Origin of the sequence: Catenulispora acidiphila DSM 44928 (assembly GCF_000024025.1) — a bacterium.
Taxonomy (GTDB): domain Bacteria; phylum Actinomycetota; class Actinomycetes; order Streptomycetales; family Catenulisporaceae; genus Catenulispora; species Catenulispora acidiphila.
The window spans coordinates 2,985,591-3,008,115 of the sequence record NC_013131.1; the positions used below are offsets into that span (position 1 = coordinate 2,985,591).

General features: G+C 69.6%; 20 protein-coding genes and 1 pseudogene. 12 read left to right on the plus strand and 9 right to left on the minus strand.

Annotated elements, in window-relative coordinates:
- The first annotated feature begins 38 nt into the window (after positions 1 to 38).
- The 3 genes and pseudogenes from CACI_RS49100 to CACI_RS13000 all read left to right on the plus strand — a co-directional run bounded on the left by CACI_RS49100 (position 39) and on the right by CACI_RS13000 (position 1,498).
- Complete coding sequence (locus CACI_RS49100; RefSeq protein ID WP_143765221.1) at positions 39 to 344, plus strand: DUF6059 family protein; 306 nt, start codon at positions 39 to 41, stop codon at positions 342 to 344.
- A gap of 12 nt (positions 345 to 356) precedes the next feature.
- Positions 357 to 698: pseudogene (locus tag CACI_RS49105) on the plus strand (chorismate-binding protein); the annotation flags it as partial.
- On the plus strand, positions 695 to 1,498 hold the full coding sequence (locus CACI_RS13000; RefSeq protein WP_012786816.1) for an aminotransferase class IV: 804 nt from the start codon (positions 695 to 697) through the stop codon (positions 1,496 to 1,498). The pseudogene CACI_RS49105 and the gene CACI_RS13000, both read left to right, overlap by 4 nt.
- A gap of 40 nt (positions 1,499 to 1,538) precedes the next feature.
- On the opposite strand, the gene CACI_RS45465 is transcribed toward CACI_RS13000, so the two are convergent.
- From CACI_RS45465 to CACI_RS13035, 7 genes are all read right to left on the minus strand, one after another.
- On the minus strand, positions 1,539 to 3,806 hold the full coding sequence (locus CACI_RS45465) for an autotransporter outer membrane beta-barrel domain-containing protein (protein ID WP_012786817.1): 2,268 nt from the start codon (positions 3,804 to 3,806) through the stop codon (positions 1,539 to 1,541).
- Entirely contained in the window at positions 3,803 to 5,890 is a 2,088-nt protein-coding gene (locus CACI_RS13010) for a glycoside hydrolase family 31 protein (protein WP_012786818.1), read from the minus strand. The genes CACI_RS45465 and CACI_RS13010 overlap by 4 nt, the downstream gene beginning before the upstream one ends.
- Positions 5,891 to 5,941: 51 nt before the next feature.
- Positions 5,942 to 6,760, minus strand: coding sequence for a carbohydrate ABC transporter permease (locus CACI_RS13015; RefSeq protein ID WP_012786819.1), 819 nt, complete (start codon positions 6,758 to 6,760; stop codon positions 5,942 to 5,944).
- Positions 6,757 to 7,761: a carbohydrate ABC transporter permease gene (locus tag CACI_RS13020; protein WP_012786820.1), complete on the minus strand. Its 1,005-nt coding sequence runs from the start codon at positions 7,759 to 7,761 to the stop codon at positions 6,757 to 6,759. Before CACI_RS13020 ends, CACI_RS13015 begins: the two co-directional genes overlap by 4 nt.
- A gap of 2 nt (positions 7,762 to 7,763) precedes the next feature.
- On the minus strand, positions 7,764 to 9,125 hold the full coding sequence (locus tag CACI_RS13025) for a sugar ABC transporter substrate-binding protein (protein ID WP_012786821.1): 1,362 nt from the start codon (positions 9,123 to 9,125) through the stop codon (positions 7,764 to 7,766).
- Between the two features lie 116 nt (positions 9,126 to 9,241).
- Positions 9,242 to 10,270: a LacI family DNA-binding transcriptional regulator gene (locus tag CACI_RS13030; RefSeq protein WP_012786822.1), complete on the minus strand. Its 1,029-nt coding sequence runs from the start codon at positions 10,268 to 10,270 to the stop codon at positions 9,242 to 9,244.
- A 651-nt stretch (positions 10,271 to 10,921) separates the two neighbouring features.
- Positions 10,922 to 11,860, minus strand: coding sequence for an oxidoreductase (locus tag CACI_RS13035; protein ID WP_041540195.1), 939 nt, complete (start codon positions 11,858 to 11,860; stop codon positions 10,922 to 10,924).
- A gap of 150 nt (positions 11,861 to 12,010) precedes the next feature.
- Here CACI_RS13035 and lhgO point away from each other — a divergent pair, with 150 nt between their 5' ends.
- The 4 genes from lhgO to CACI_RS13055 all read left to right on the plus strand — a co-directional run bounded on the left by lhgO (position 12,011) and on the right by CACI_RS13055 (position 14,581).
- Positions 12,011 to 13,201 carry an L-2-hydroxyglutarate oxidase gene (gene lhgO, locus CACI_RS13040; protein WP_012786824.1) on the plus strand — a complete coding sequence of 397 codons (1,191 nt, stop codon included), beginning with the start codon at positions 12,011 to 12,013 and terminating at the stop codon, positions 13,199 to 13,201.
- A gap of 442 nt (positions 13,202 to 13,643) precedes the next feature.
- Positions 13,644 to 13,877, plus strand: coding sequence for a hypothetical protein (locus CACI_RS13045; RefSeq protein WP_012786825.1), 234 nt, complete (start codon positions 13,644 to 13,646; stop codon positions 13,875 to 13,877).
- 180 nt (positions 13,878 to 14,057) lie between these two features.
- Positions 14,058 to 14,234 carry a hypothetical protein gene (locus CACI_RS13050; RefSeq protein WP_012786826.1) on the plus strand — a complete coding sequence of 59 codons (177 nt, stop codon included), beginning with the start codon at positions 14,058 to 14,060 and terminating at the stop codon, positions 14,232 to 14,234.
- A gap of 50 nt (positions 14,235 to 14,284) precedes the next feature.
- The gene (locus tag CACI_RS13055; RefSeq protein ID WP_012786827.1) at positions 14,285 to 14,581 is read left to right on the plus strand and encodes a CsbD family protein; all 297 of its coding nucleotides are present in this window, start codon (positions 14,285 to 14,287) and stop codon (positions 14,579 to 14,581) included.
- Positions 14,582 to 15,056: 475 nt separating this feature from the next.
- On the opposite strand, the gene CACI_RS13060 is transcribed toward CACI_RS13055, so the two are convergent.
- Entirely contained in the window at positions 15,057 to 16,169 is a 1,113-nt protein-coding gene (locus CACI_RS13060; RefSeq protein ID WP_012786828.1) for an SIS domain-containing protein, read from the minus strand.
- Between the two features lie 89 nt (positions 16,170 to 16,258).
- Between CACI_RS13060 and CACI_RS13065 the strand changes: the two genes are divergently transcribed.
- The gene (locus CACI_RS13065) at positions 16,259 to 17,017 is read left to right on the plus strand and encodes a GntR family transcriptional regulator (RefSeq protein ID WP_012786829.1); all 759 of its coding nucleotides are present in this window, start codon (positions 16,259 to 16,261) and stop codon (positions 17,015 to 17,017) included.
- 37 nt (positions 17,018 to 17,054) lie between these two features.
- Here the strand turns inward: CACI_RS13065 and CACI_RS13070 are convergent, their stop codons facing one another.
- Positions 17,055 to 18,194 (minus strand): ROK family transcriptional regulator, encoded by a 1,140-nt coding sequence (locus CACI_RS13070; RefSeq protein WP_012786830.1) that lies wholly within the window; start codon positions 18,192 to 18,194, stop codon positions 17,055 to 17,057.
- Between the two features lie 206 nt (positions 18,195 to 18,400).
- Here CACI_RS13070 and CACI_RS13075 point away from each other — a divergent pair, with 206 nt between their 5' ends.
- Genes CACI_RS13075 through CACI_RS13090 form a run of 4 tightly spaced genes read left to right on the plus strand, consistent with a single transcriptional unit; the run spans position 18,401 to position 22,510 of the window.
- On the plus strand, positions 18,401 to 19,357 hold the full coding sequence (locus CACI_RS13075; RefSeq protein WP_012786831.1) for an N-acetylglucosamine kinase: 957 nt from the start codon (positions 18,401 to 18,403) through the stop codon (positions 19,355 to 19,357).
- Positions 19,354 to 20,667, plus strand: a complete 1,314-nt coding sequence (locus tag CACI_RS13080) for an extracellular solute-binding protein (RefSeq protein ID WP_012786832.1) — start codon at positions 19,354 to 19,356, stop codon at positions 20,665 to 20,667. The genes CACI_RS13075 and CACI_RS13080 overlap by 4 nt, the downstream gene beginning before the upstream one ends.
- 5 nt (positions 20,668 to 20,672) lie before the next feature.
- Complete coding sequence (locus tag CACI_RS13085; RefSeq protein ID WP_012786833.1) at positions 20,673 to 21,665, plus strand: carbohydrate ABC transporter permease; 993 nt, start codon at positions 20,673 to 20,675, stop codon at positions 21,663 to 21,665.
- Positions 21,662 to 22,510 carry a carbohydrate ABC transporter permease gene (locus tag CACI_RS13090; protein ID WP_012786834.1) on the plus strand — a complete coding sequence of 283 codons (849 nt, stop codon included), beginning with the start codon at positions 21,662 to 21,664 and terminating at the stop codon, positions 22,508 to 22,510. The genes CACI_RS13085 and CACI_RS13090 overlap by 4 nt, the downstream gene beginning before the upstream one ends.
- Positions 22,511 to 22,525 lie beyond the last annotated feature (15 nt).

Consider the following 22,525-nt stretch of genomic DNA (forward strand, 5'->3'; position numbering starts at 1 on the left):
CGTAGTCCCACGTCGCGGGGCGCTTTACGGTCCCGGCTATGGAGTCTTCCGCATCCGCACGGCCCAGGACGCGCTTGTCCCGCGCCGTGCGCGCAGTGCTCAGGTGGACTGGCCGGGCGATCGTCTCGGCGCTCCAAGGGGTGTGCGTCGCCTCGTGCCGCCTGGCCGGTATCCCGATGGAGGACGACCTTTCCGCGCCGCGTCCTCCCGCGTCGCCGGAACCGCAGACCTGGGACGGACCGCCGCCGGGGCACCCGGAGCGGCTGCTGCCGCCCGGTGTCGCGCTCAGCTCGGCGGAAACGGAGATCTGGTGCCGGCTCGGCGGTGTGATCCGCTGGCCGTGACGCCACCGGGAGGTAGGCGCGGTGGACTGCGTTCGTGTCTGCTTCCCGGGCGGCTCCATGACCGGTGCGCCTAAACTGCGGACTATGGAGATCATCGACAGGCTCGAGACCGAAGCGCGCGGGTCCGGCGCGCTGGGCTTCCTCGGCCTGGGCGGCGAGGCGGATCTCAGCATCGTGATCCGCACGGCGGTGCGCTTCGAGGACGAGCTCAGCGTCGGCGCCGGGGGTGCGATCGTGCTGGATTCCGGTCCCGCCGATGAGTATGAAGAGATGCTGCTCAAGGCGGGCGCTTCGCTGCGGTCGGTGCTGCTTCCCGATGCTGTGACCGCTGCCGGACTCGGGAGCCCGGCGTGAGCGCGCCGAATCAGGCCCCTGCGAAGAGGTTCCGCTGGGACGGCGAGTCGTTGGTACCGGCTCCCGGGGACGGCGCCAGGCCAGAGGTCATCGACTCCTGGCTCGTCGCGGACGGCGCGTGGCTGGCACCGGAGCGCCATGCCGAGCGCTTCGCCGACGCTGTGCACCGCCTGCACGGCATCGACCCGGCGACCTCGCGCGCCCTCGTCTCCGCCGCCCCGCCGCTGATCCCGACCACCGGCACCTGGTTCCCTCGCGTCGAGTACTCCCCGACCGACGGCTTCCACCTGCTGGTACGACCGGCGCCACCGCTGGGCTCGACGGTGCGTCTATGGACCGCGCCCGAGCCCGACACGCGCTTGCACCCCACCATCAAGGGCTACGACCTGCCGCTCCTCAACGACCTTCGCGAACAAGCCCACGCAGCCGGCGCCGACGAGCCGCTCCTGGTGGACGCCCAAGGCCACGTCCTTGAAGGCGCCAGCACCAGCATCCTGTGGTGGCGCGACGGCGCACTGTGCGCACCCCCGGAATCAGAGTCCGTATTGACCAGCGTGACCCGCGCAGTCCTCGTCGACCTCGCCGAAGCTGCCGCCATCCCGGTCCGCCACGAACAGGCACGCCCCCGCGACCTCGACGGCCTCGAGATCTGGGCCGTCAATGCCCTCCACGGCATCCGTCCGATCGTCCCCTGGCCCGGCAGCCCGGTCCTCCCGGGCCCAGCGACGCAGGCTCCGCGCTGGCGTCGCGAGCTTCAGGACAAGCGTTCAATCAACGACAATGCCCCGAAGCAGCGCTGAAAGCGGCTGCTCCGGGGCGACTGCGCGTGCGTGCTGATTCCTACGAAGTGACGTCCGCCCGGTCGATGGCGATGTTGATTCCGGTGCTCGCGCTGTTGTGGTTGCCGGTGTTGATGATCGTGAGGGTGTGGGAACCTGCGGCGAGTGTTGGGCTGGTCCACACGATGCCGGAGGCGTTGCGGCTTGAGGCGTAGTTGTCGATGGTGGTTGGTGATCCGCCGTCGATGGCGACGGTCATGATGCCCTGATCGGTGTCACGCACCGCATGCAGTGCGACCTGCGTGCCGGTGAAGCGGAACGTCGCGCTGGCTCCGGCGGTGTGGCTCCAGTTCGCAGTGCCCAGATACATGTCGGACACGCCGGTGGTCAGACCCCAGTTGGCGCCGTAGCTGAACTGGCCGCTCCCGGTGCCGGTGACGTTGCCGTCGACGACCGTCTGGGACGGGGGAGCGGCAGACGACGGAGTGACGTCGACGCGGTCGATCGCGATGTTCGTCCCCGAGCTGGAACCGTTGCGAGTCCCGGTGTTGACGACCGTCAGCGTGTGAGAGCCGACGGCGAGCGTCGGGCTGGTCCACACGACGCCGGAGGCGTTGCGGCTTGAGGCGTAGTTGTCGATCGTGGTCGGCGAGCCGCCGTCGATCGCGACCGTCATCTTGCCCTGATCGACGTCCCGCACCGCATGCACCGCGACCTGCGTGCCTGAGAACTTGAACTTGGCGGTCGCGCCGCTCGAGTTGCTCCAGTTCGCGGTCCCTGCGTACATGTCGGCTACGCCTGAGGTCTCGCCCCAGCTCGCGTCGTACTGCCACTGGTCGTTGGCCGTGCCGATCTCGTTGCCGTCCACGAAGATCTGCCCACCGCCGGGTCCCCCCGGACCCGTGATGGTGACCCCATGCGGCGACAGCACCAGCCAGAAGGCATCCGTGCCCGACTGGAACGTCGCGGGCAAGCTGATCCTGCCGTTGCTCACCGTCACATCGGAGTCGGACACGGCAATCGGCTGCGACAGCGGCGTGCTGTCCGGAATCCGCAGCAGCGTCGCGTGCACCGTCGAGCCAGCCGTGAGCCAAGGCGTGGAGCCCAGCCCTTGCACGGTGACCGTGGTGGTGCCGGTCTGACCGCTGTTGTTACCGATCAGCACGTTGGCCTGCCCGGCGTTCCGGTCCGCCGATGCCGCTACTGCGACCCCGGTGTTCCCGCTGCTCGCACTGACCAGGTTGCCAGTCAGCGAGGCGTATGCGCGGTAGGTCCACCACTGCCCGGTCGGCGCGGCCAGGGCGCCGGTGCCGCCGAGCACCGAATCCAGCGTGCCGGCCACGCAGCAGTCGCTCCAGATCGCGTGGGCGGCGGCGCCAACGTTCGAGACTGCGAGCCGGTCCAGGAACCAGGCGGTGTAGCCGGCGGTCTGCTGGTTGCCGAACAGGTACTCGTTGATGGACAGCGGCAGCGGGCTGACGCCGTGCGCCGCGACGATCGCGGCCGCGTCGGCGGAGTCGGCCGCCGGATCGGTGCCGAAGTGCCAGTTCAGCACGCTCGGCACCGTGCCGTCGGCCTTGGTCTGGCCGATGAAGCCGTCCAGCCAGGTGTGGTTGTAACCGCTGTATGAGGGCCCGACGATGGTCGCCGAGGGACTCAGCCTCCTGATTTCCCGAACCGCCGTGTCCCACATCTGGTAGTACTGCGCGCTGTTCACGCCGCGCTGCCAGAAGCCGGTGCCGTCCGGCTCGTTCCAGATGTCGTAGGCGACGTTCACCCCGGAGGCCTGCACGTCGCCGACGACCTGGTCGATGAAGGCCTTCCAGTTCGAGCAGTCCCCGTTGTCGCAGGGATAGACGGTGTTCGAGGGCTGCGTCGTGTCGGCGCCGTAGAGGTCGGAGACCAGCAGGTCGTAGCGTCCGTTGTAGGGCGCCGTGGTGACGCGGCGGGCTTGGGCGATGCCGGACTGGATCCGCGTGCGGTATCCGCTGCCCGCGGTGTATCCGTCGCCGATCCAGCCGCCGCCAGCCAGGCGCGCGCCGCCGCCGCGGAACAACGTCGGCGCCAGCGGTTGCAGCAGGCTGTCGGACGGACCGCTGCCGTCTTGGGAGAGCCCGTAAAGGAATCCGGCGCCGGCATGCGTGGGGACCTTGCCGGTCTGGGAGACGTCCACGGTGACCGTGGTGTCCGGTGCGTTGGCCACTGCGGAAGGTACTCCGATCAGTGTGGTGCCCGTGGTCACGGCGGCGACCAGGAGCGCGCCGGTCAGGGCGCGGCGGGTGCGGGCGGTCAGGCTGTGGCGCGGTCGGTGCGGGGTGGTTCGCTTCATTGCGCCTCCTGGAACAGGGGAGAGAGGGGAGAGCGGGCGGAGCGGGGAAAGAGCGCGGACAGGGACGGTTCGGCGCCGTCGCGCACGAACAGGGGGATGGCTTCCAGCGGCGCGTCGACCGTGACGCGGGTGCCGCCGGGGTATCGGCGTCCGGAGGCGGTGTGCGTCCACTCCGCTCCGGCCGGCAGGTACACGCGGCGCTGCCGGGCGCCGAGTTCGGTGACGGGGGCGACGAGGATGTCGGGACCGAACAGGAACTGGTCCTCGACCTCCCACGCGGCCGGATCGTTGGGGAAGGCGAGCAGCAGCGGCCGCATCAGGGGGATGCCGGTCGTCTCGCCGTCGCGCAGGTGGGTGTGGATGTAGGGACGAAGCCGTTCTCGCAGGCGCAGCAAGGCGGTGATGGTCTGATACGCCTCGGGCCCGTAGGACCAGACCTCGTTCGGGCCGCCGCCGTCGCCGACCGTGCCGTGGCTGACGCGCGGTTCGCGGTGTCCGTGCAGCCGGAAGACCGGGCAGAAGACGCCGAACTGGAACCAGCGCACGACCAGCTCCCGGTACGCCGGGTCGTCCGGGTCGCCGCCGTGGAATCCGCCGATGTCGGTGGTCCACCACGGCAGCCCGGACATCGCCACGTTCAGCCCGGCGCGGATGGCGTCGGCGAACGCCTCGAAGGTGGTGTCGATGTCGCCGGACCACAACGCCACGCCGTAGCGCTGCGAACCGGCCCACGCCGAGCGCGTCAGCGACAGCACCTCGGGCTCACCGGCTGCGCGCATCCGCTCGAAGACGCCTCGGGCGTGCTCGCGCGGATAGAGGTTCGCGACCTCGCTGCCGACGCCGGCGGCGTAGGTCAGGGTGTGCGGCGCCGGTCGGATCTCCGGCTCGCAGCCGTCGAGCCAGAACGCGCGGATGCCCAGCTTGTAGTAGTTGGTGTGCAGCCGGTCCCACAGGAAGGCGCGGGCACGGTCGTCGGTGGCGTCGTAGAAGGCGACCCCGATCTCGGCTCCCGACGCGGCATCCGGCCACGCGCCGGTGAGGGCCGCGCCGTTGTCGGCGGTGGCGAGCATCCCGGCCTCGCGCATCGGCGTGAAGGTGGCCGACAGCGGGCTGACCGACGGCCACACCGACACTGCCGGCTCGACGCCGAGGGCTCGCAGCTCCTCGACCAGGGCGCGCGGATCGGGCCAGGCGGTCGCGTCGAAGTCCCAGTCCCCGAGGTGACGCCAGTGCAGGTAGTCGATGACCAGCACCGACAACGGCAGCTCTCGGGCGGCGTACTCGCGGGCGACGGCGAGCAGTTCCTCCTGGGTGCGGTAGCGCAGCTTGCTCTGCCAGAACCCTGATGCCCACTGCGGCATCGGCGAGGGGAATCCGGTGGCGCCGGCGTAGGCGGTCAGGATCTGCGCGGGGGTGTCGCCGACGGTGAGCCAGTAGTCGATCTGGCGCGCGCGGTCGGCGACCCAGCGCGTGCCGTTGCCGGCGAACTCCACCCGGCCGACCGCCGGGCTGTTCCACAGCAGTCCGTAGCCGCGGCTGGAGACGGCGAACGGGATCGTCACCTCGCCGTTGCGCTGGACGAGCTCGATCACCATGCCCTTCTGGTCCAGCCGGCCGTGGCCGTGCTGGCCGAGCCCGTAGATCCGCTCCCCGTCGTAGGCGGCGAAGCGCTGCTCGATGCGGTGGAATCCGGCGCCGACCGCCTCGAAGTGGCGCGGTCCGGGCCACCAGAAGTGCGCGGACTGCTCCTGCAGCACCTCGGCGCCGGTGTCGGCGCGGTGGACGGCGAGCCGGCCGGTGGCGGCGTCGACGTGCACGATCGCGCGGCCGTTCGCCAGGGTGGCGGAGGTGTGGTCGGCGGCGATCTCGATCCGGACGTCGGCGGCGTTGGCGGCGTCGGCGTCGAGGTTGTCGGCGTTGGCAGCCAACGGCTCGGCGGCCAGCGCGCCGGGCAGATCGGGCAGGATCCGGTGCAGTCCGGCGCGGACCCGGACGCTGTCTGCGCCCCAGGGCTCGACGGTCAGCAGCTGGTTGCCGCTCCTCCAGGTCAGGACACGGTCGTCGGCGGAGAAGGGGTTGAGCACGAAGTCTCCCGGGTCGAAGCTGTGGGTCGGAAAAGCGAGGACGAGCCGCGGTCAGTCCTTCAGCGCGGCACTGCCGATCCCGGCGGCGACATAGCGCTGCGCGGCGATGAGCAGGAGGGCCGCGGGAACCGAGGCGATGACCCCGGTGGCCATCACCCCGTTCCAGTCGACGAGGTTGGCGCCGATGAACCGGTAGAGGCCGACCGTGATCGGCGCCCGGTTGTCCTCGGTGGTGAGCGTGACGCCGAACAGGAAGTCGGCCCAGGCGAACAGGAAGGAGAACAAGGCGGCGGTGATGACGCCGTTGCGGGCCACCGGCAGCATCACCGCCACGAACGTCCGGAACTTCGACGCGCCGTCCAGCGACGCCGCCTCGGCCAGCTCGTCCGGCACACCCCGAAGGAACGACTGCAGGATCAGCGTGGCGAACGGCACGCACAGCGTGGAGTCGGCCAGGATCAGCGCCAACGGCGAGTTGACCATGTCCAGCTTGGTGGCGGCGATGTACAGCGAGTTCGCCATCACGATGCCGGGGATCATCTGCGCGACCAGCAGCGCGAACAGCAGCGCCCGCCGTCCCGGGACGCGCAGCTTGGCCAGACCGTACGCGGCCGGCGTGGCGACCAGCAGGGTCACCGCCACCGCGCCGAGCGACACGATCAGGCTGATCAGCATGTGCCCGCCCTCGGCGCTGAACGCCGAGCGGTAGCCGTCCAGCGTGCCGTGCACCGGGAACCAGGTGGGGGACTTGCTCACCAGCTCCGATGGCTTCAGCAGCGAGGCATTCACCATCCAGTACAACGGGAACAGCATGATCGCGACGATCACGATCGCGGCGGCGGTCGAAAGACTGCTGCGGAAGCGCTTCATGCCTGCCTCCCCTCGGGTTCGCGCACGGAGCGCAGGTACAAGAACGCGAACACGATCGCCACCAGGATCAGCAGGTTGCCGACCGCCGCGCCCTTGCCGAACTCCAGTTGCTGGAAGGACAGGTTGTAGGCGTAGGTGGTCAGGGTCTGCGAGGAGTTCGCCGGACCGCCTTGGGAGACGATCTGGATGACGTCGAAGACCTTGACGGTGTAGATCAGACCCAGGGTCAGCACCACGAGCGTCACCGGCCGCAGCATCGGCCAGGTGATGCGGCGGAAGCGCTGCCAGGCGTTCGCGCCGTCGATGGCCGCGGCTTCGTACAGCTGCTCCGGGACGCCTTGCAGACCGCCGTAGAGGATCACCATGTTGAACGGGATCCCGACCCAGATGTTGACCAGCGTGACCGCGGTCAGCGACCAGGTGGTGCTCACCAGCCAGGGCACCGGGTGGCCGATCACGTGGAGGTTCAGCAGGACCTGGTTGAGCACGCCGGAGTCGGCGTACATCATCCAGCGCCAGACCGTCCCGGAGACGACCAGCGGCAGCAGCCACGGCACGAGCAGCAGCGAGCGCAGCACGCCGTTGAGCGGGAACTTGCGGCGGAAGAACACTGCCAGCGCCAGGCCGATGCCGAACTGGAAGACCAGCGAGCCGATCGTGAACAGCAGCGTGTTCGTCACGATGCTGCCGAACTGCGGGTTGTGCCACAGGGAGGTGTAGTTCCGCAGGCCGACATAGGGCGCGGAGCCGCTGTAGAAGGAGGAGACCGAGTAGTCCTGGAATCCCATACGGATGTTGGCGAACAGCGGATAGACGTAGAAGCACAGGATGTAGATCCACGCCGGGATGACGAATCCGGCCACCCGCCAGGCGGCACGGTGTCCGCCGCGGCGGGGGACGCGGAGGTGGCCGCGGCGGTCGCGGCGGTCGCGATGGCGGTCGCGGGGGTCCGTACCCGCCGACTGCGCGGCGGGTACGGACTCGGTGAGCGGCGTGGACATCGTCAGGAACCGGCCTGGCTCTGCGCCTGGTTCAGCGCGTCCTGCGGGGAGGTGCCGCCGGCCAGTGCGGCTTGCAGGGCGGTGAACAGCGCGGTGCTCACCTTCGGGTAGGCCGTGCCGAGCTCGGCGGTGCGGGCCTTCGCGGTGGCGATCTCGGTGATGAACGCTTGCAGCTGCGGGTCCGAGGCGGCCAGCTGCGCCGCTGCGGCCTCGTTGCTGGGGATGTAGCCGGCGTCCTTCGACCACTCGCTGGCCTTGTCCGCACTGAGCAGGCACTTCACCACGGCCACCGCCTTGGCTTCGCGGGCGCTGCTGCTGTGGCCGACGGCCCAGACCTCGCCGCCGAGCGGGGTGACCGGCTTGGCGGCGGCCGAGGGCACCGGGATCGGCACGGTACCGAAGTGCAGATTGGCTGTGGAGTTCAGGCCGGGAAGCTGCCAGGGACCGTTCACCATCATCGCGACGTTGCCGGCCGCGAACTGCTGCTCGACGTCGGCTTGGGTCCAGGTGACCACGGACTTGGACGCCCAGCCCTTGTCGACGAACGTCTTCCACAAGCTCAGCGCCTGCACGGCCTGCGGGGAGTTCAGGGTCTTCAGATCGGCGCCGGCGGTCCAGAAGAAGGGCTCGAACTGGAAGCTGCCCTCCTCGGTGCCCACGGCCGAGAACGCGATGCCCTGCTTGCCGCCGGCGGTCAGCTTCTGGGCGTCGGCGGTGAGCTCGTCCCAGGTGGTCGGCGGGGTCAGCCCGGCCGCGGTGAACATGTCCTTGTTGTAGTAGAGCGCCAGGCCGTTGACGCCCGGGGCGATGCCGTAGACCTGGCCCTGATAGGTACCGGCCGACACGATCGAGGGATACAGGCCGTCGGTGGACAGCCCGCCCGCCGACAGCGACACCAAGCCGCCGGTCGAGGCCACCTGCTGGAGGTCCGGGTTGTCGACGAGCAGCAGGTCGGGCAGCGACTTGGAGGCGGCCTGCTGGAGCAGCTTGGGCATCAGCTGCTCGCGAGGGAGTTCGTGGTGGACGACCTTCACGCCGCCGACTTGGGTGGCGCATTCGGTGAGCACGCCCTGGATCTGCGTGTTCTGCGGCGCGGAGCTGTAGTAGTCGGTCTCGTTCAGCGTCAGGGTGCCGCCGGATCCGGATCCCGATCCCGAGCCGGAGGAATCGCCCTTGCCGCTGGAGCCGCAGGCGGACAGCGCGAGCAGGCAGGTCGAGGCGACTGCCAGGGCGCTGATGCAGGTTCTGGCGGTGGTTCTGCCGCCGGTTCTGACGCCGGTTTCGGCGGCGAGTCCGGCAGCCGGTCGGGCGTCGGGTCCGGTGTCGGCCGTACGGGACCGGCCACGCTGGTGCACGAATATCATGACCTTGACCTTTCGAATTGATTCGATGATTGCGGGGCGCCGGCGCCGGGCTGCCGGGGTGGTCGGCGGGATGTTCTGCCGGGGTAGTGGTCGGACGGGCAGGGACGCGTGCCAGGTCAGGCGCGGTCGGAGCCGTCGGCGGGAGCCGGCCCGGTGGTGGCGCGGACTTTCAGCGTCGGCGGCAGGATCGTCACCGACGGTACGGACTCCCCGTTGACCTGCCCGGCCAGCAGTTTCACGGCGGTGCGGGCCAGGTCCTCCACCGGCAGCGAGACCGCGCTGACCGGTACCGCGAGCCGTTCGGCCTCGTCGTCCGGGCACACCGCCACGACCGAGACGTCCTGCGGCACCCGCAGGCCCAGCCCGGCCAGCCGGTCCAGGACCAGCGGCAGCGCCCGCTCGTTGTAGACGACCAGGCCGGTCAGGCCGTGGATCTTGCCGAGCAGGCTGTCCACGGCGCGCGCCACGTCGGCCGGGTGCCCGTCGCAGGGCGTCCAGGCGGTACGGGCCCGGGCCTTGCGCAGCGTGCTCAGCGCGCCTTCGCGGGCGTGGACCGCGTAGGCGACGTCGCGGCGGAACGTCGACGGCGACTGCCCGATGTAGCCGACCCGCTGGTGGCCGAGCTCCAGCAGGTGCTCGGCGCACAGCCGGCCGGCCAGCGTCGCGTCGAAGTCGACGTACGGCAGCCGCGCGCTGTCATCGGGCGTCCCGACCAGCACCGCGGGGCACTTCAGGGAGCTGAGCAGCGCCACGCGCGGGTCGTTGCGCTGCACCTCCATCAGCATGACCCCGTCGACCTGCGAGCCGGTCACCGTGTCCCGGATCGCCGTCTCGCCGTCGTCGTCGGTCAGCATCAGCAGCTTCAGCCCGAGGTCCTGCGCCGCGGTCAGCGTCGCCCAGACGTACGGCATCTGCACCTGGTTGTGCGGCCCGTAGACCATCGGCAGCGCCATCGCGATCACCCCGTTGCGCCCACTGCGGATCGAGCGCGCCCCGGCGTGCGGCCGGAACTGCAGCTCCTCGATCGCCGCCTCGACCCGCAGCCGGGTCTCCGCCGAGATCGAGCGCGTCCCGCTCAGCACGTACGACACGGTGCTGCGGGAGACGCCGGCGCGCTTGGCGACATCTGCGATCGTGACCGCCACGATGGTCCTTCCGGGTCGAACGGCTCAGGGCACTGCGTCGGGATGCTACCCCGGCTCCGCGCCCGAACTGTTGTCGAACTGATTCGACAGTCGGTGATGTGGCGTGAACGTAGCACCAGCGTTTCGGCCCGCGCAACGGTTGGCGGCGATCTGGGGAAAATGGTGCTCGTGGCTTGTGTGCGGGTGGGGGGTGGGGGTTGGTGCGGTTATTTTGTGGGGTTTTAGAAGCTTTACGGCTTCGCGCCGGTGTTGATGGCCTCGTAGGGGGCGCAGTTCGGTGGTGGGTGTCTGGGTAACGCTGGCGACCGGTGGACTCTTGTGGACTCGACCGCGCTCAGGTCCGAGTCACTGCGCATACGTTGGGGCTGGCGGGTAGCGGCCGCGTTTGAGGGGCACCAGAAGTCAAGGCAAAGGCAGGCGCCTCCGGCGGGGGCACTCTGCAACGAGATTCCCCGGCTATCACTGAGCACTCACCGCGAGCACGGTTGCCAGTTCCGGCGGGAGGCGCCAAACAATATTAACGTCTTTGCCGAAGATGTCGGCGACGTGGTGAAGCAGCAGCCTGCCGCGGCCGCCAGCGTTACCCAGACACCCTCTACCGAACTGCGTCCCCTGAGAGGCGATCAACACCCGCGCGAAGCCGTAAAAAAATTAGAAAGGGAAGACGACGTCCGTCAGCTTCTCGGACTCCGCCCAGAGCCGTCGCTGCGCCTCGTCGTCATGTGCGGCCCGGCTCGCCTCGACCACGATCGGGTGGCCTGTCTGCTCTTTGCGGCCGCCCGGGCCGTAGTACGTGCCGCCGAGGGCGTGCGGGTCGGCCGCCGCGCGCAGGGTGGGCAGAGCGCCCATCGCAGCGCTCTGCATCATGAACGGGCCGACGGCCAGCATCGCGGCCTTGAGGACGAATGACTCGTGGCGGAACAGCTCCGTGCGCGAGAAGCCGGGGTGCGCGGCCAGCGCGACGGCGGGCAGTCCGGCGGCGGCGAGGCGGCGCTGCAGTTCGAAGGTGAAGAGCAGGTTGGCCAGCTTGGAGCGACAGTAGGCGGCGTCAGGCTTGTACGCGCGGTGGTAGCCGAGGTCGTCGAAGTCGATGCGTCCGCGCGTGTGAACCAGGCTGCTGACGGTGACGATTCGCGCGTCGGGTGCGGCCATGAGCCGCGGGAGCAGCAGGCCGGTGAGGGCGAAGTGGCCGAAGTGGTTGATGCCGAGGTGCAGCTCGAAGCCGTCCTCGGTGGTCCCGAACGGTACGTCCATCACGCCGGCGTTGTTGATGAGCAGATCGATCTGCGGATGCTGCTCCCGCAACTCCTCGGCGGCGCGCCGCACGGAGGCGAGCGATCCCAGATCCAGCTCCACGACCTCGGGCTCAGCTGCCACCGACGTGGGCAGTCCGGCGGCGATTCCGGCCGCCGCAGCGCGCCCTTTCTCGGCAGAGCGGCAGGCCAGCACCACCTTTGCGCCGCGCTCGGCGAGCACCCGTGCGGTCTCGAGCCCGATTCCGGAGGTGGCGCCGGTGACCACCGCGACGCGCCCAGTCTGGTCCGGCACGTCGGCGGCAGTCCACTTCTCGGGACCTGCGGTAGCAGAAATCGGACACCTCGCCCTCGCGGTCGGTACGTATAAGCGCTGCTCACGTTAACTCCGCCGCACATGACCACACAACCGCAGAGCTTTGATTCTCTAGGCTGGCGACAACGGCCCGCTAGGCGGCCGATACCGAGTCGCGTACTGTGACCGATCGTGCGCAATGTCGTGATTGTTGGGGGCGGGATCGTCGGTCTGGCCGTGGCCTGGGAGCTGACGGGGCGGGGGCTGGGCGTCACCGTTCTGGAGAAAGAAGCTGGCTGGGCCGCGCATCAGACTGGCCACAACTCGAACGTCGTTCATGCCGGGCTCTACTACAAGCCCGGCTCGTTCAAGGCACGCATGTCCGTCGCGGGCAACCGGTCCATCGTGGAGTTCGCGCGGGAGCACGGTGTGCCCGTCGAAGTCTGCGGCAAGCTCGTCGTCGCGACCGGGGATGAGGAGATTCCGGCGCTCGACACGCTGGCGGAGCGGGCCGTGGCCAACGGCGTGCCGGCGAAGCGGATTACGCCGGCCGAGGCTCGAGAGTACGAGCCTGAGGTTGCCTGCGTCGCCGCGCTGCGGGTCGAGTCCACCGGGATCATCGACTATCCCGGCGTCTGTGCCGCGCTGGTCCGGCTGCTTGGCGAGGCCGGCGCCGATCTGCGGCTGAACAGTGCCGCGCTCGGGATCCGGGCTGGGCGCAACGGTGGCGTCGAGGTCGCGACCGCGTCCGGCGTGGTGCGCGCCGACGCGCTGGTCAACTGCGCCGGGCTGCACTCCGATCGGGTGGCGCGGCTGGCTGGGCTGACGCCGTCGGCGCAGATCGTGCCCTTCCGTGGTGAGTACTACGAGCTTCGGCCCGAGCGCCGTCACCTGGTCAAGGGTCTGATCTACCCCGTGCCGGACCCGACGCTGCCGTTCCTGGGCGTGCACCTGACGAGGATGCTCGACGGCAGCGTGCACGCCGGGCCGAACGCCGTGCTGGCGCTGCGCCGCGAGGGCTACCGCTGGACCGACTTCTCCGCGAAGGACGTCGCCGAGGTGGCGGCCTTCCCCGGCACCTGGCGGCTCGCGCGCCGGTACGCGATCCCGACGGGCTTGGACGAGGTCCGCCGCTCGTTCTCGAAGAAGCGCTTCGCCGCGAGCCTGGCCCGCCTGGTCCCGGCCGTCACCGAGGACGACATCGTGCGCCACGGCTCGGGCGTCCGCGCCCAAGCCATGCGCCGCGACGGCTCCCTCGTCGACGACTTCCTCATCGAGACCGCCCGCGACCAGGTCCATGTCCTGAACGCCCCGTCGCCCGCCGCGACGAGCGCCCTGGAGATCGCACGCCACATCGCGGACCGGGTGACGCAGGACCGGTGAGGCGGGGAAGCAGCCGTCGGTGGCTGCGTGAGGCGGGGCAACAGAAAACCGTTGCCTTCCGGGAGTCGGTCTGCCTATCGTGATCTCACACACGAAAGGAGGTGATCCTGAGTTGAGTTGTACCAGGACGCGTGAGGTGGCAGTCAGCTAGCCGCCCCGCCCGCGAACGGGACCGGAAGGTCCTGCCCGGCAGGTCCGGGGCGGCGGGCTAATCTCCGACAGTCACCCAGCCCGCGAGCTCACCGGTCAGTCCCCGGTGCCTGGTCGAGGGCGCCCGAAGCGGCTCAGTGCCGTCGCGGGTGTTCCGGCAGGAAGCAGCTCGCGGGCTGCCTGTTTTCATCAGTGTGTGTGGCCGCCGCGGTGGCGCGGCTGCCTTCCTGGGGTTTCGATCGCCGGTCAGCGGTGACGCACTAAGTGAAGGCATCGAGCCAGGAGCGTCGCCATGAAGGGTGATCGGGTCGAGATCGTCGTCGACGTCGGCGACGGGTCTCGGAACTACGAGATCGTCGCGACTCGCGCCGGGCGCCGTGTCGAGGTGCACATCGCGCGGGGAGTCGTCGAGGTCACCGAGGTGACCAGGACCGGCGTCGCGGTGCGGACCGCGCGATTCATGGCCGGGCGCGTTCTGGCGCTCGTGGAGCATCCGGTAGAGGGCGGGCAGTCCGGCGAGGAGTAGACGCCGGCTCCGATCGGCAGCGCGCGCCGCATCTCGAGGATTGTCTGTTCCGTGTGGTGAGCGGCCTCCTATTGCCATGTTTGTTTGAACCATTGGCGCTTGGTTACAAGGCGGTCCTAAGACGAACGCGGGCCGACTTTGGATTCCCCTGAGATCGCGATCCGCGGAAAGGAAGCCGTCATGGGCGTCATATTGCTGGTTCTCCTGGTGGCCCTGCTACTCGGTGGTCTGGGGTTCGCCGCGCACGCGCTGTGGTGGATCGCCGTCATCGTGTTCATCGCCTGGCTGGTCGGTTTCGGCGTCAGCCGGGGCGAGGCGCACGCGGGCGGACGCCGCCGGTGGTACGGCCGCTGGTAGAGATCAATCGGAGAGTTCGCGGTGGGGATCGGAGCTAGGAAAGGATCGACATGAGTGTCGGCAGCAAGATCAAGTACGCGGCCCAGAACGCGAGGGGGAAGGCGAAGGCAGCCGCCGGCGGCGCCACCGGAAACCGCCGCCTGCGCGCCGAGGGCCGGCGCGATCAGGGTGCGGCTCACGTCAAGCACGCCGCCGACAAGGCCATGGACACCGCGAAGAACGTCGGCCACGAGGCCAAGGGCAAGATCCGGCAGGTGGCGGGAGCGGTGACCGACCACAAGGGCCAAGAGGCCAAGGGAAAGGCCGAACAGGTGAGTGCGCGCGGCAAGGAGCATCTGAACAAGTAAGAGCTCATTGAACGATACTCATCTGAACACGGCTCATCTGAACACGGCTCATCTGAACAAGTAAGAGAACGAAGAGAACCGCGACTCCGGGTGGAACAGTGATGGTGTTCCGCCCGGAGTCGCTGCGCGCCGTCATGCGTTTCCGAAAGGCCGAGAAATAGCGCTGGCGAATACCGATCCGCGAGGAGAGGCTCGCGTCGCCGCCCCGGGCCGTCCCGCGCCGGCGGACTTCAGTCGGCCTGGCACTGTTTGCCTCCGATCACGCAGGGCACAGAGTCCGCGGGAGGCAATCATGAGCGGGTATGGCGACAGTCGTAGTGACGGATCGCGGTGGGGTGCCGGCGGCAAGGCGGTCGTGGTGCCGTCTGGGCGTCGGCAGGTGCGGGTGCGGAAGTCGTCGAGCCGCAGACTGCGTGACCTTCCCGAGCTCGACCTCAGGACGCCGTCTGGGCGCCTGCTTCCTTTTTGACCGGGTCTATTCGCTCGCGGTCGACGACCTCGCGGCGAAGGCTGCCGGGTCCAGGCCGCCTTGTTTGGTGTCGTTGTTGGCGAAGACGAATCCTTCGACCGGGACCTGCCGCTCGACGGCGAGCGCCGCGGCGAGTTCTTGGGTGACGACCGTCTCCAGGACTACTCGCGCTGCCGGTGTGGCGGCTGGCACTCGTATGACGGCGAGGTTGGCGACGAGAGCTGCGTCCATGCTTGTGATCAGCACCGTGAGATGCCCCGCGTCGGCCAAGGTGCGGGCGAGCTCGATCTCCCGGCCGTCGCCGAAGACGACGTGCAGCGTGCGGCCCGCGGATTCCATTTCGCCGTGCAGATAGTTCCGCGTTGCCGAGGCGGCAGACGGAGTCCGGGCGACTTCGCGCAGGAGCAGTGCGCCCTCCTCAGCTGAGGCGCGGGACGCTCCGGAGGCCACGAAGTCGGCCGCGACGCACAGGCCTGCACGCTCACTCAGGGTGCTGATGACGTCTGCGGCGTGCGTCCGGACCGCTGCCACCTTCTCAGCGATGCCGCTCCAGCCCTGCGCCGCGTCGCGCTCCCCGGCGATGGCGGCGGCGATGAGGTCGAGGGCGACGACGGTCCCGGTGAAGCCGATGGTCGAGGCGAACGAGTCCGGCTCGTTGCCGAGGTCGACCGTCAGCGTCGCCAGCTCGCCGAGCGGGGACGGCGTGACGTTCAGGACCGCGAGGCGCGCCGCGTGGTCGAGTGCCTTGAACGCGGCGATGGTCTCCGAGCTGCGTCCGCTCTGCGACACCCCGACGACCAGGTCGGTGTCGAATCCCTTGGCGTTGTCGCAGATCTCGTGGGCCAGGACGCGCTGGGCTGCGATGCCGGCGGCCCGCAGCCGTTCGACCGGGACGGCGAGCGCCGCGTGCGACGCGCCGATCCCGGTGAACAGGGGACGCCTGACTGCGCTCAGCCGGTCGGCGGTCGGGCCCGCGAGTGCCGCGCCGATGTGGGCGACGACGCGTTCCAGCGCCTGCGGTTGCTTGTCGCGGCCCTCGATGTAGGGGATGCGGGTTGTCGGCGTGGCGGTGCTCGTGCCTTCGCTAGTGCTCGGGCCGGTGCTGGTCTGCGATTCCATGCCGCAAAGGTACGTAGTGGTTATCGATTGGTCAACAGTGGTATCTGTTTCGGGCCGAGTGGTATCCTCGCTCGAGCCCTGGAGGAGCCTTGAGTCTTGACGTCGATCCGGCCCACGCGCCGCAGCGCACGCGCGGTGCCGATCCGCTGTGGTCCCAGACCGCGGACCTGCTCGTCGAGCACATCGCGCGGCGCGGACTGTCCGCGGGCGCCAAGCTCCCCCCGGAGCGCGATCTGTGCGCCCAGCTCGACATCTCCCGCGTGACGCTTCGCAAAGCCTTGCTGCACCTGGTCGACCGCGGCGTCCTGACCGCCACGCAGGGCCGCGGCTGGTTCGTGGCCTCGCGCGTGGCGGCGCGGGAGTGGCCCGACGACCTGGAGTCCTTCACGGCGACCGCGCGCCGCAAGCACATGACGCCGGGCGCCATCGTGCTGGTCCAGGAAGTCCGGCCGGCCACGCTGGACGAAGGCGACCGGCTGGACGTGCCGGCGGGCACGCCGCTGGTCCACCTCGAGCGGATCCGCCTGCTCAACGGCGTGCGCATCGCGCTGGACCGCACCCTGTTGCCGCTGGACGCCGCGCCGGCTGTACCCGATCTGGACTTCACCACGGCATCGTTGTTCGAGGTGTTGCGCGATGCCGGGGTGAGTCTGGAACGCTCGGTGGCCACCGTGGAGGCACGCGTCGCGGACCAGGCGGGCGCCGAGGTCCTTCAGGTCGAGCCCGGCGCGCCGATCCTGGTCCTGGACCAGATCATCTACTCCGCCGACCAGCGGCCGATCCTGGCCTCGACGATCGAGTACAGCGGGGAGCGCTACCGGCTGCGCACCACCTTCTCAGCCCACTGATTCCTGCTACTGAGCAAGTTCACTGACCGCGCCGTCGCTAAGCGATCGCGTCCAGCGCGCGCCCTATAGCCGTGTGCACGGCGCCGAGCAGCGTGGCGTGGTCGCCCAAGGCGCCGGCCGTCACCTCGGTGTCCCACGCGAGAGCCTGCACCGTGCGGCGTACTTCTGGCAGTACCAGCTGGTTCTGTCCGACGCCGCCGCCGAGGACGATCAGTCCTGGATCGAAGACGGCGAGGACCGAGACCACCAGGGCTCCGATGTCGCGGGCGTGCTCGTCGACGACGCGGCGGGCGTGGGCGTCGCCGCCGGCTGCCGCGTCGAACAGTGCCACGGCGTCCTTCGGGACCGGGGTGCCGCCGGTGGGCCAGGCTGCCGCGCAGCGTTCCATCAGTGCGTCCGAACCCAGATACTCCTCCAGTCCGGCGCGCCGCGGTCGGACGCCCGGCGCCCAGGGGAAGGGCACCATCGCGACCTCGCCGGCCGCGCCGTGCGTGCCGCGCAGGAGGGCTCCGTCGATGATCAGGCCGACGCCGATCTTCACGCCGATCTGCAGGTACGCGAAGGTGCCGTAGTCGCGGGCGACGCCGATGCGGTGTTCGGCCACCGCTGCGCAGTTCACGTTGTTCTCCACCGACATCGGCACCTCCGGCGGTACCGGCAGCTCGGTGGTGAGCAGTTGCACGCCGTCCAGCAGCTGACGTCCCGCCGGGCCGGCCTTGGGCAGCGTCGGCGCGGCGATCACCACGCCGCGCAGGGGTCCGTAGTCCTCGCCCACCTCGGCGCGCACGGTTTCGACCAGGGCGATCGCCACCGCTGTGGCGTCGGTGGTGACCTGGCGGTGGTGGCTGGCCAGAGCCTCGGTACGGGTGCTGATCCGCAGGCCGTCCAGGCTGTGGGCGGCGACGCGCACGCGGGTGGCGCCGACCTCGACGCCCAGGACGTGTCCCGCGCCCGGAGCCAACGTGTAGAGCACTGCGCTGCGGCCGGTCGCGCCCCGTGTCATGCCCTGGCTGCGGACCAGACCGAGCGATTCCAGCTCGCCGATCGCCGCCGACATGGTGACCTTCGAGATCCCCAGCGCCTCGCTGAGCGCCGGTCTGCTCGCCGGGCCGTCCACGGCCAGGGCGCGGAACACCGCGCGGGCGCTGTCGGGCAGTTCGGGACGCTCCAGTGGCATGCGCACCCCTTCGTCGATCGACACCGGTCGGGTAGTCGGGTAGCCGGGTGGTCGGGTGGCCAGAACGTTACACCCCGAGCTCTTGTCTCGGCTACGAGAGTTCGTTAACCTTCCGAACGTCCGAGCGGAAGTCTTCCCGGTCCAGGGCGGCTTCATTCTCCTTTACCCTCGGCATCTTCGCGCATGAGAGTTCGGTGACCGAATCTATGAGTGTTACCTCCCCTAACCCCGCTGTAGTCGGCATCGACATCGGCGGCACCAAGACCCATCTGGCGGTCGGCGCGGTCGGCGCAGTCGGCGCAGTCGGTACGAGCAGCACCGACGCCGCCGTGCGCGAGCACGTCGTCGCCACCTCCGCCTGGCGCACCGCCGACGTCGTCGCCGACGCCAAGGCGCTGGCCGAGCTGATCGGCCGGCATCTCGGGGAGGAAGCGAAAAGCCTGCCCACGGCGCTCGGCGCCCACGGCTGCGACAGCACCGAGCAGTGCCTGGCCCTGGAGGCCGAGCTGTCCCGGCACCTGGCTGGACCGGTCCGCGTGGTCAACGACGCCGAGCTCATGACCTGGGCGATGGGCGTCGCCGACGGGATCGGCGTGGTCTCCGGCACCGGCTCGATCGCCGTGGCGCGCGACCGGCACGGCCGCCTGGTCACCTCCGGCGGCTGGGGCTGGGTGCTCGGCGACGAGGGCGGCGCGGCCGGCATCGTCCGGGAGGCCGTCCGCGCGGTGCTGGCCGAGCTGGACGCCGGGGGAGGGCAGGACCCGCTGGTCGCGGCCCTGTTCGCCGGCTTCGGCGTCGACGGCGGGCCGGAGCTGGCGATGGCTTTGACCCGCCGCAGCTCCGCCGACTGGTGGGGCAGCCACGCCGGTCTGGTCTTCGCCGCCGCCGATCAGGGCTCGCGGATCGCCGGCCGGGTGGTGGACGAGGCCGGGACCCAGCTGGCCGGTCTGGTCACGCGGCTGCTGGCCCGCGGCGTCCGGACCGAGCACGTCGTGATCGGCGGCGGCGTCGTCACCGCACAGTCCCGGCTGCGCGAGAAGTTCCTCAGCATCCTGGCCCGCGACCGCCCGGAGCTGTCCGTATCCGTTCTGGATCGACCCCCTGTCACCGGGGCCCTAGCGCTGGCCATGTCTCTCGTCCCTCACCTGGAGGCCACTTCATGAACGCCACTCCTTTGAACGCCGCAGCCTCACGCCGCTCGTTCCTCCTCGGCGGCCTGTCCATAGTCGGCGCGGCCGCCCTGTCCGGGTGCAGCGTCACCGGCACCTCGCAGAAGAAGGGCTCCGCGGGCTCCGGCTCCGGCACCATCAATGTCCTGTTCATGCAGCAGGCCGGCTACAGCACCGACGACGTCACGAAGATGACCGCCGCGTTCACCAAGCAGTACCCGGACATCAAGGTCAACCCCACCTACGTCGCCTACGAGGCGCTGCACGACAAGATCGTCACCGCCGCCGCGGCCGGCACCTACGACGTGGTGCTCATCGACGTCATCTGGCCGGCGGAGTTCGGCAAGAAGAACATCGTCGCCGACGTCACCTCCCGCTACCCGGCGGACTGGAAGGACACGATGCTCGGCGGCGCGCTGCTGACCGCCGACTACGACGGCAAGCAGTACGGCGTGCCGTGGGGGATGGACACCAAGTTCTTCTACTACAACAAGGCCCTGCTGGCGAAGGCCGGCGTCGACGCCTCCACGCTGGGCACTTGGAGCGGCGTGCTCCAGGCGGCCAAGGCGCTGAAGCAAGCCAAGGTCGTGGAGTACCCGCTGGCGTGGAGCTGGTCGCAGGCCGAGGCCATCATGTGCGACTACACGCAGCTGGTCGGCGCGTTCGGCGGGTCGTTCACCGACAGCGCCGGCAACCTCACCCTGAACAAGGGCGGCGCGGTGGACGCGCTGGCCTGGATGCGCCAGAGCATCGTCGACGGTCTGACCAACCCCTCCTCCACCACGTTCCTGGAAGCCGACGTGGAGAAGACGATGAACAACGGCCAGGCGGCGTTCGGTCTGAACTGGACCTACTACCTGGGCTCCTCCAACGACCCGAAGAACTCCCAGGTCCCCGGGCAGATCGTGGTCGCCCAGACCCCGGCCGGCCCGAGCGGGAAGCGCCCGGGCGTCAACGGCGCGATGGCGCTGTCGGTGTCCACGGGCAGCAAGAACCAGGACGCCGCCTGGAAGTACATCTCCTGGATCGCCGGGGAGGACCAGGTCGACCAGTTCGCCAAGGACGAGATGCCGATCTGGAAGAAGTCCTTCACCACCCCCTCGGTGGTCTCCTCGGCGCCGGACATGTTCGCCGTCGCCGCCAAGCAGCTCGACGACCTGGTCGTGCGCCCGCAGTTCGTGAACTACAACGCGGTCTCCCAGGTCATCCAGGTCGAGCTGCAGAACGCGCTGCTGGGCAAGAAGCCCGCGCAGCAGGCGCTGGACGACGCGGTGAAGGCCGCGCAGCCGCTGATGGGGGGCTGAGCGCGGTGGCGACCACCGAGATCCGGAACGCCGAGCGCTCGCTGGGTCCGCCGATGTCCGGCCGCGCGGGCGGCGCGGGCGGCACCGGCCGGACCCGCCGCTGGCGCGTCCGCGGACCCCTGTCCCAAGGCCGGCTCGCCGCGCTGCTGCTGCTCCCGTCGGCGATCGTCGTGTTCGGCATCATCGTCTACCCGGTGGGCCGCACGGTGCTGATCTCGTTCTTCGACGTCGACAGCGCCGTGCCGGCCGCCACGCCGTTCGTCGGACTGGCCAACTACACCGACATCCTGGGCAACGCGCAGTTCTGGGCGACCATGGGCCGGACCCTGTACTTCACGGTCGCCTCCACAGGTCTGGAGCTGGTCCTGGGCATGGGATTGGCGCTGCTGCTGAACGCGCCGCTCAAGCTGCGGTGGCTGTTCCGCGCGGTGGTCGTGCTGCCGTGGGCTCTGCCGACGGTCGTCAACGGCGCCATGTGGCGCGGCGTGCTCAACGCCCAATACGGAGCGCTGAACGCCCTGCTGACGCAGCTGCACATCATCCCGCACTACAACCAGTGGCTCGGCACGCCGGCCAGCGCCCTGAACATGCTGGTGCTGGCCGACGTCTGGAAGACGACGCCGCTGGTGGCCTTCTTCCTGCTCACCGGACTCCAGTCGATCCCCAAGGAGATCTACGAGAGCGTCAAGGTCGACGGCGCCGGCGCGATCCGGTCGTTCTGCTCGATCACCTTGCCGCTGCTCATCCCGAGCATCTCCGTGGTGCTGATCCTGCGCACCATCGACGCCTTCAAGGTCTTCGACCTCGTCTACGTCCTCACCGGCGGCGGCCCGGCCAACGGCACGCAGACGATCGCCTACTTCACGTACGTCCAAGCCTTCTCCGACCAGCGCTTCGGCTACGGATCGGCGCTGGCGGACGTGATCGTCGTCGCCATCCTGCTGCTGTCCGCGGTGTATCTGCGGGCTCTGCGACGCAACGAGATGAGCCTGATGTGAGCGCCTCCCTGAAGTACCGGATATTCATCCACGTCGCGGCGCTGCTGGTGGCGCTGGTCATCCTGGCGCCGTTCGCCTGGATGGCCACCGCGAGCATCACCGAGCCGACGGCGCTGATCACCCGGCCCTACCACTGGATCCCCAGCCACCTGGACTTCAGCCGGTACAAGGCGATCTTCGCAGGGCACGGCGACGACGTCGCCTCGGCCTTCCGCGCCTCGCTGGTCAACTCCACGATCGTGGCGGTGGGCACCGTGGTGATCTCGATGTCGGTGGGCGTCCTGGGCGCCTACGCCTTCGCGATGCTGCGCTTCCGGCTGCGGCGCGTGACGATGATGGTCTTCCTGACCACGTACATGCTGCCGCCGATCGCGCTGCTGGTCCCGCTCTACCTGATCATGAGCTCGCTCGGCCTGCTCGACAGCGACCTCGGCCTGATCATCATCTACTGCTCCTACGTCACGCCGTTCGTGCTGTGGATCCTGAGCAACTACTTCTCCACGATCCCCGCCGAGTTGGAGGAGGCCGCGCGCGTCGACGGCTGCTCCAGGATGGGAGCGCTGTTCCGGATCATGCTCCCGGCCGCGCGCCCCGGGCTGTTCGCGACGATCATGTTCGCGTTCATCCTGGCCTGGGACGAGTTCCTCTACGCGCTGATCTTCACCTCCTCGTCGGCGTCCAAGACCATCCCGGTGGCCATCGCCGACTTCACCGGCCGCTACAGCACCGACTTCGGCCTGGTGGCCGCGGGCGGACTCATCGCCTCCGTACCCCCGGTGCTGCTGGCCGTCGCGTTCCAGAAGTTCGTCGTCGGCGGACTGTCCGCCGGAGCCGTCAAGGGTTAACGAAGGAGACGTACG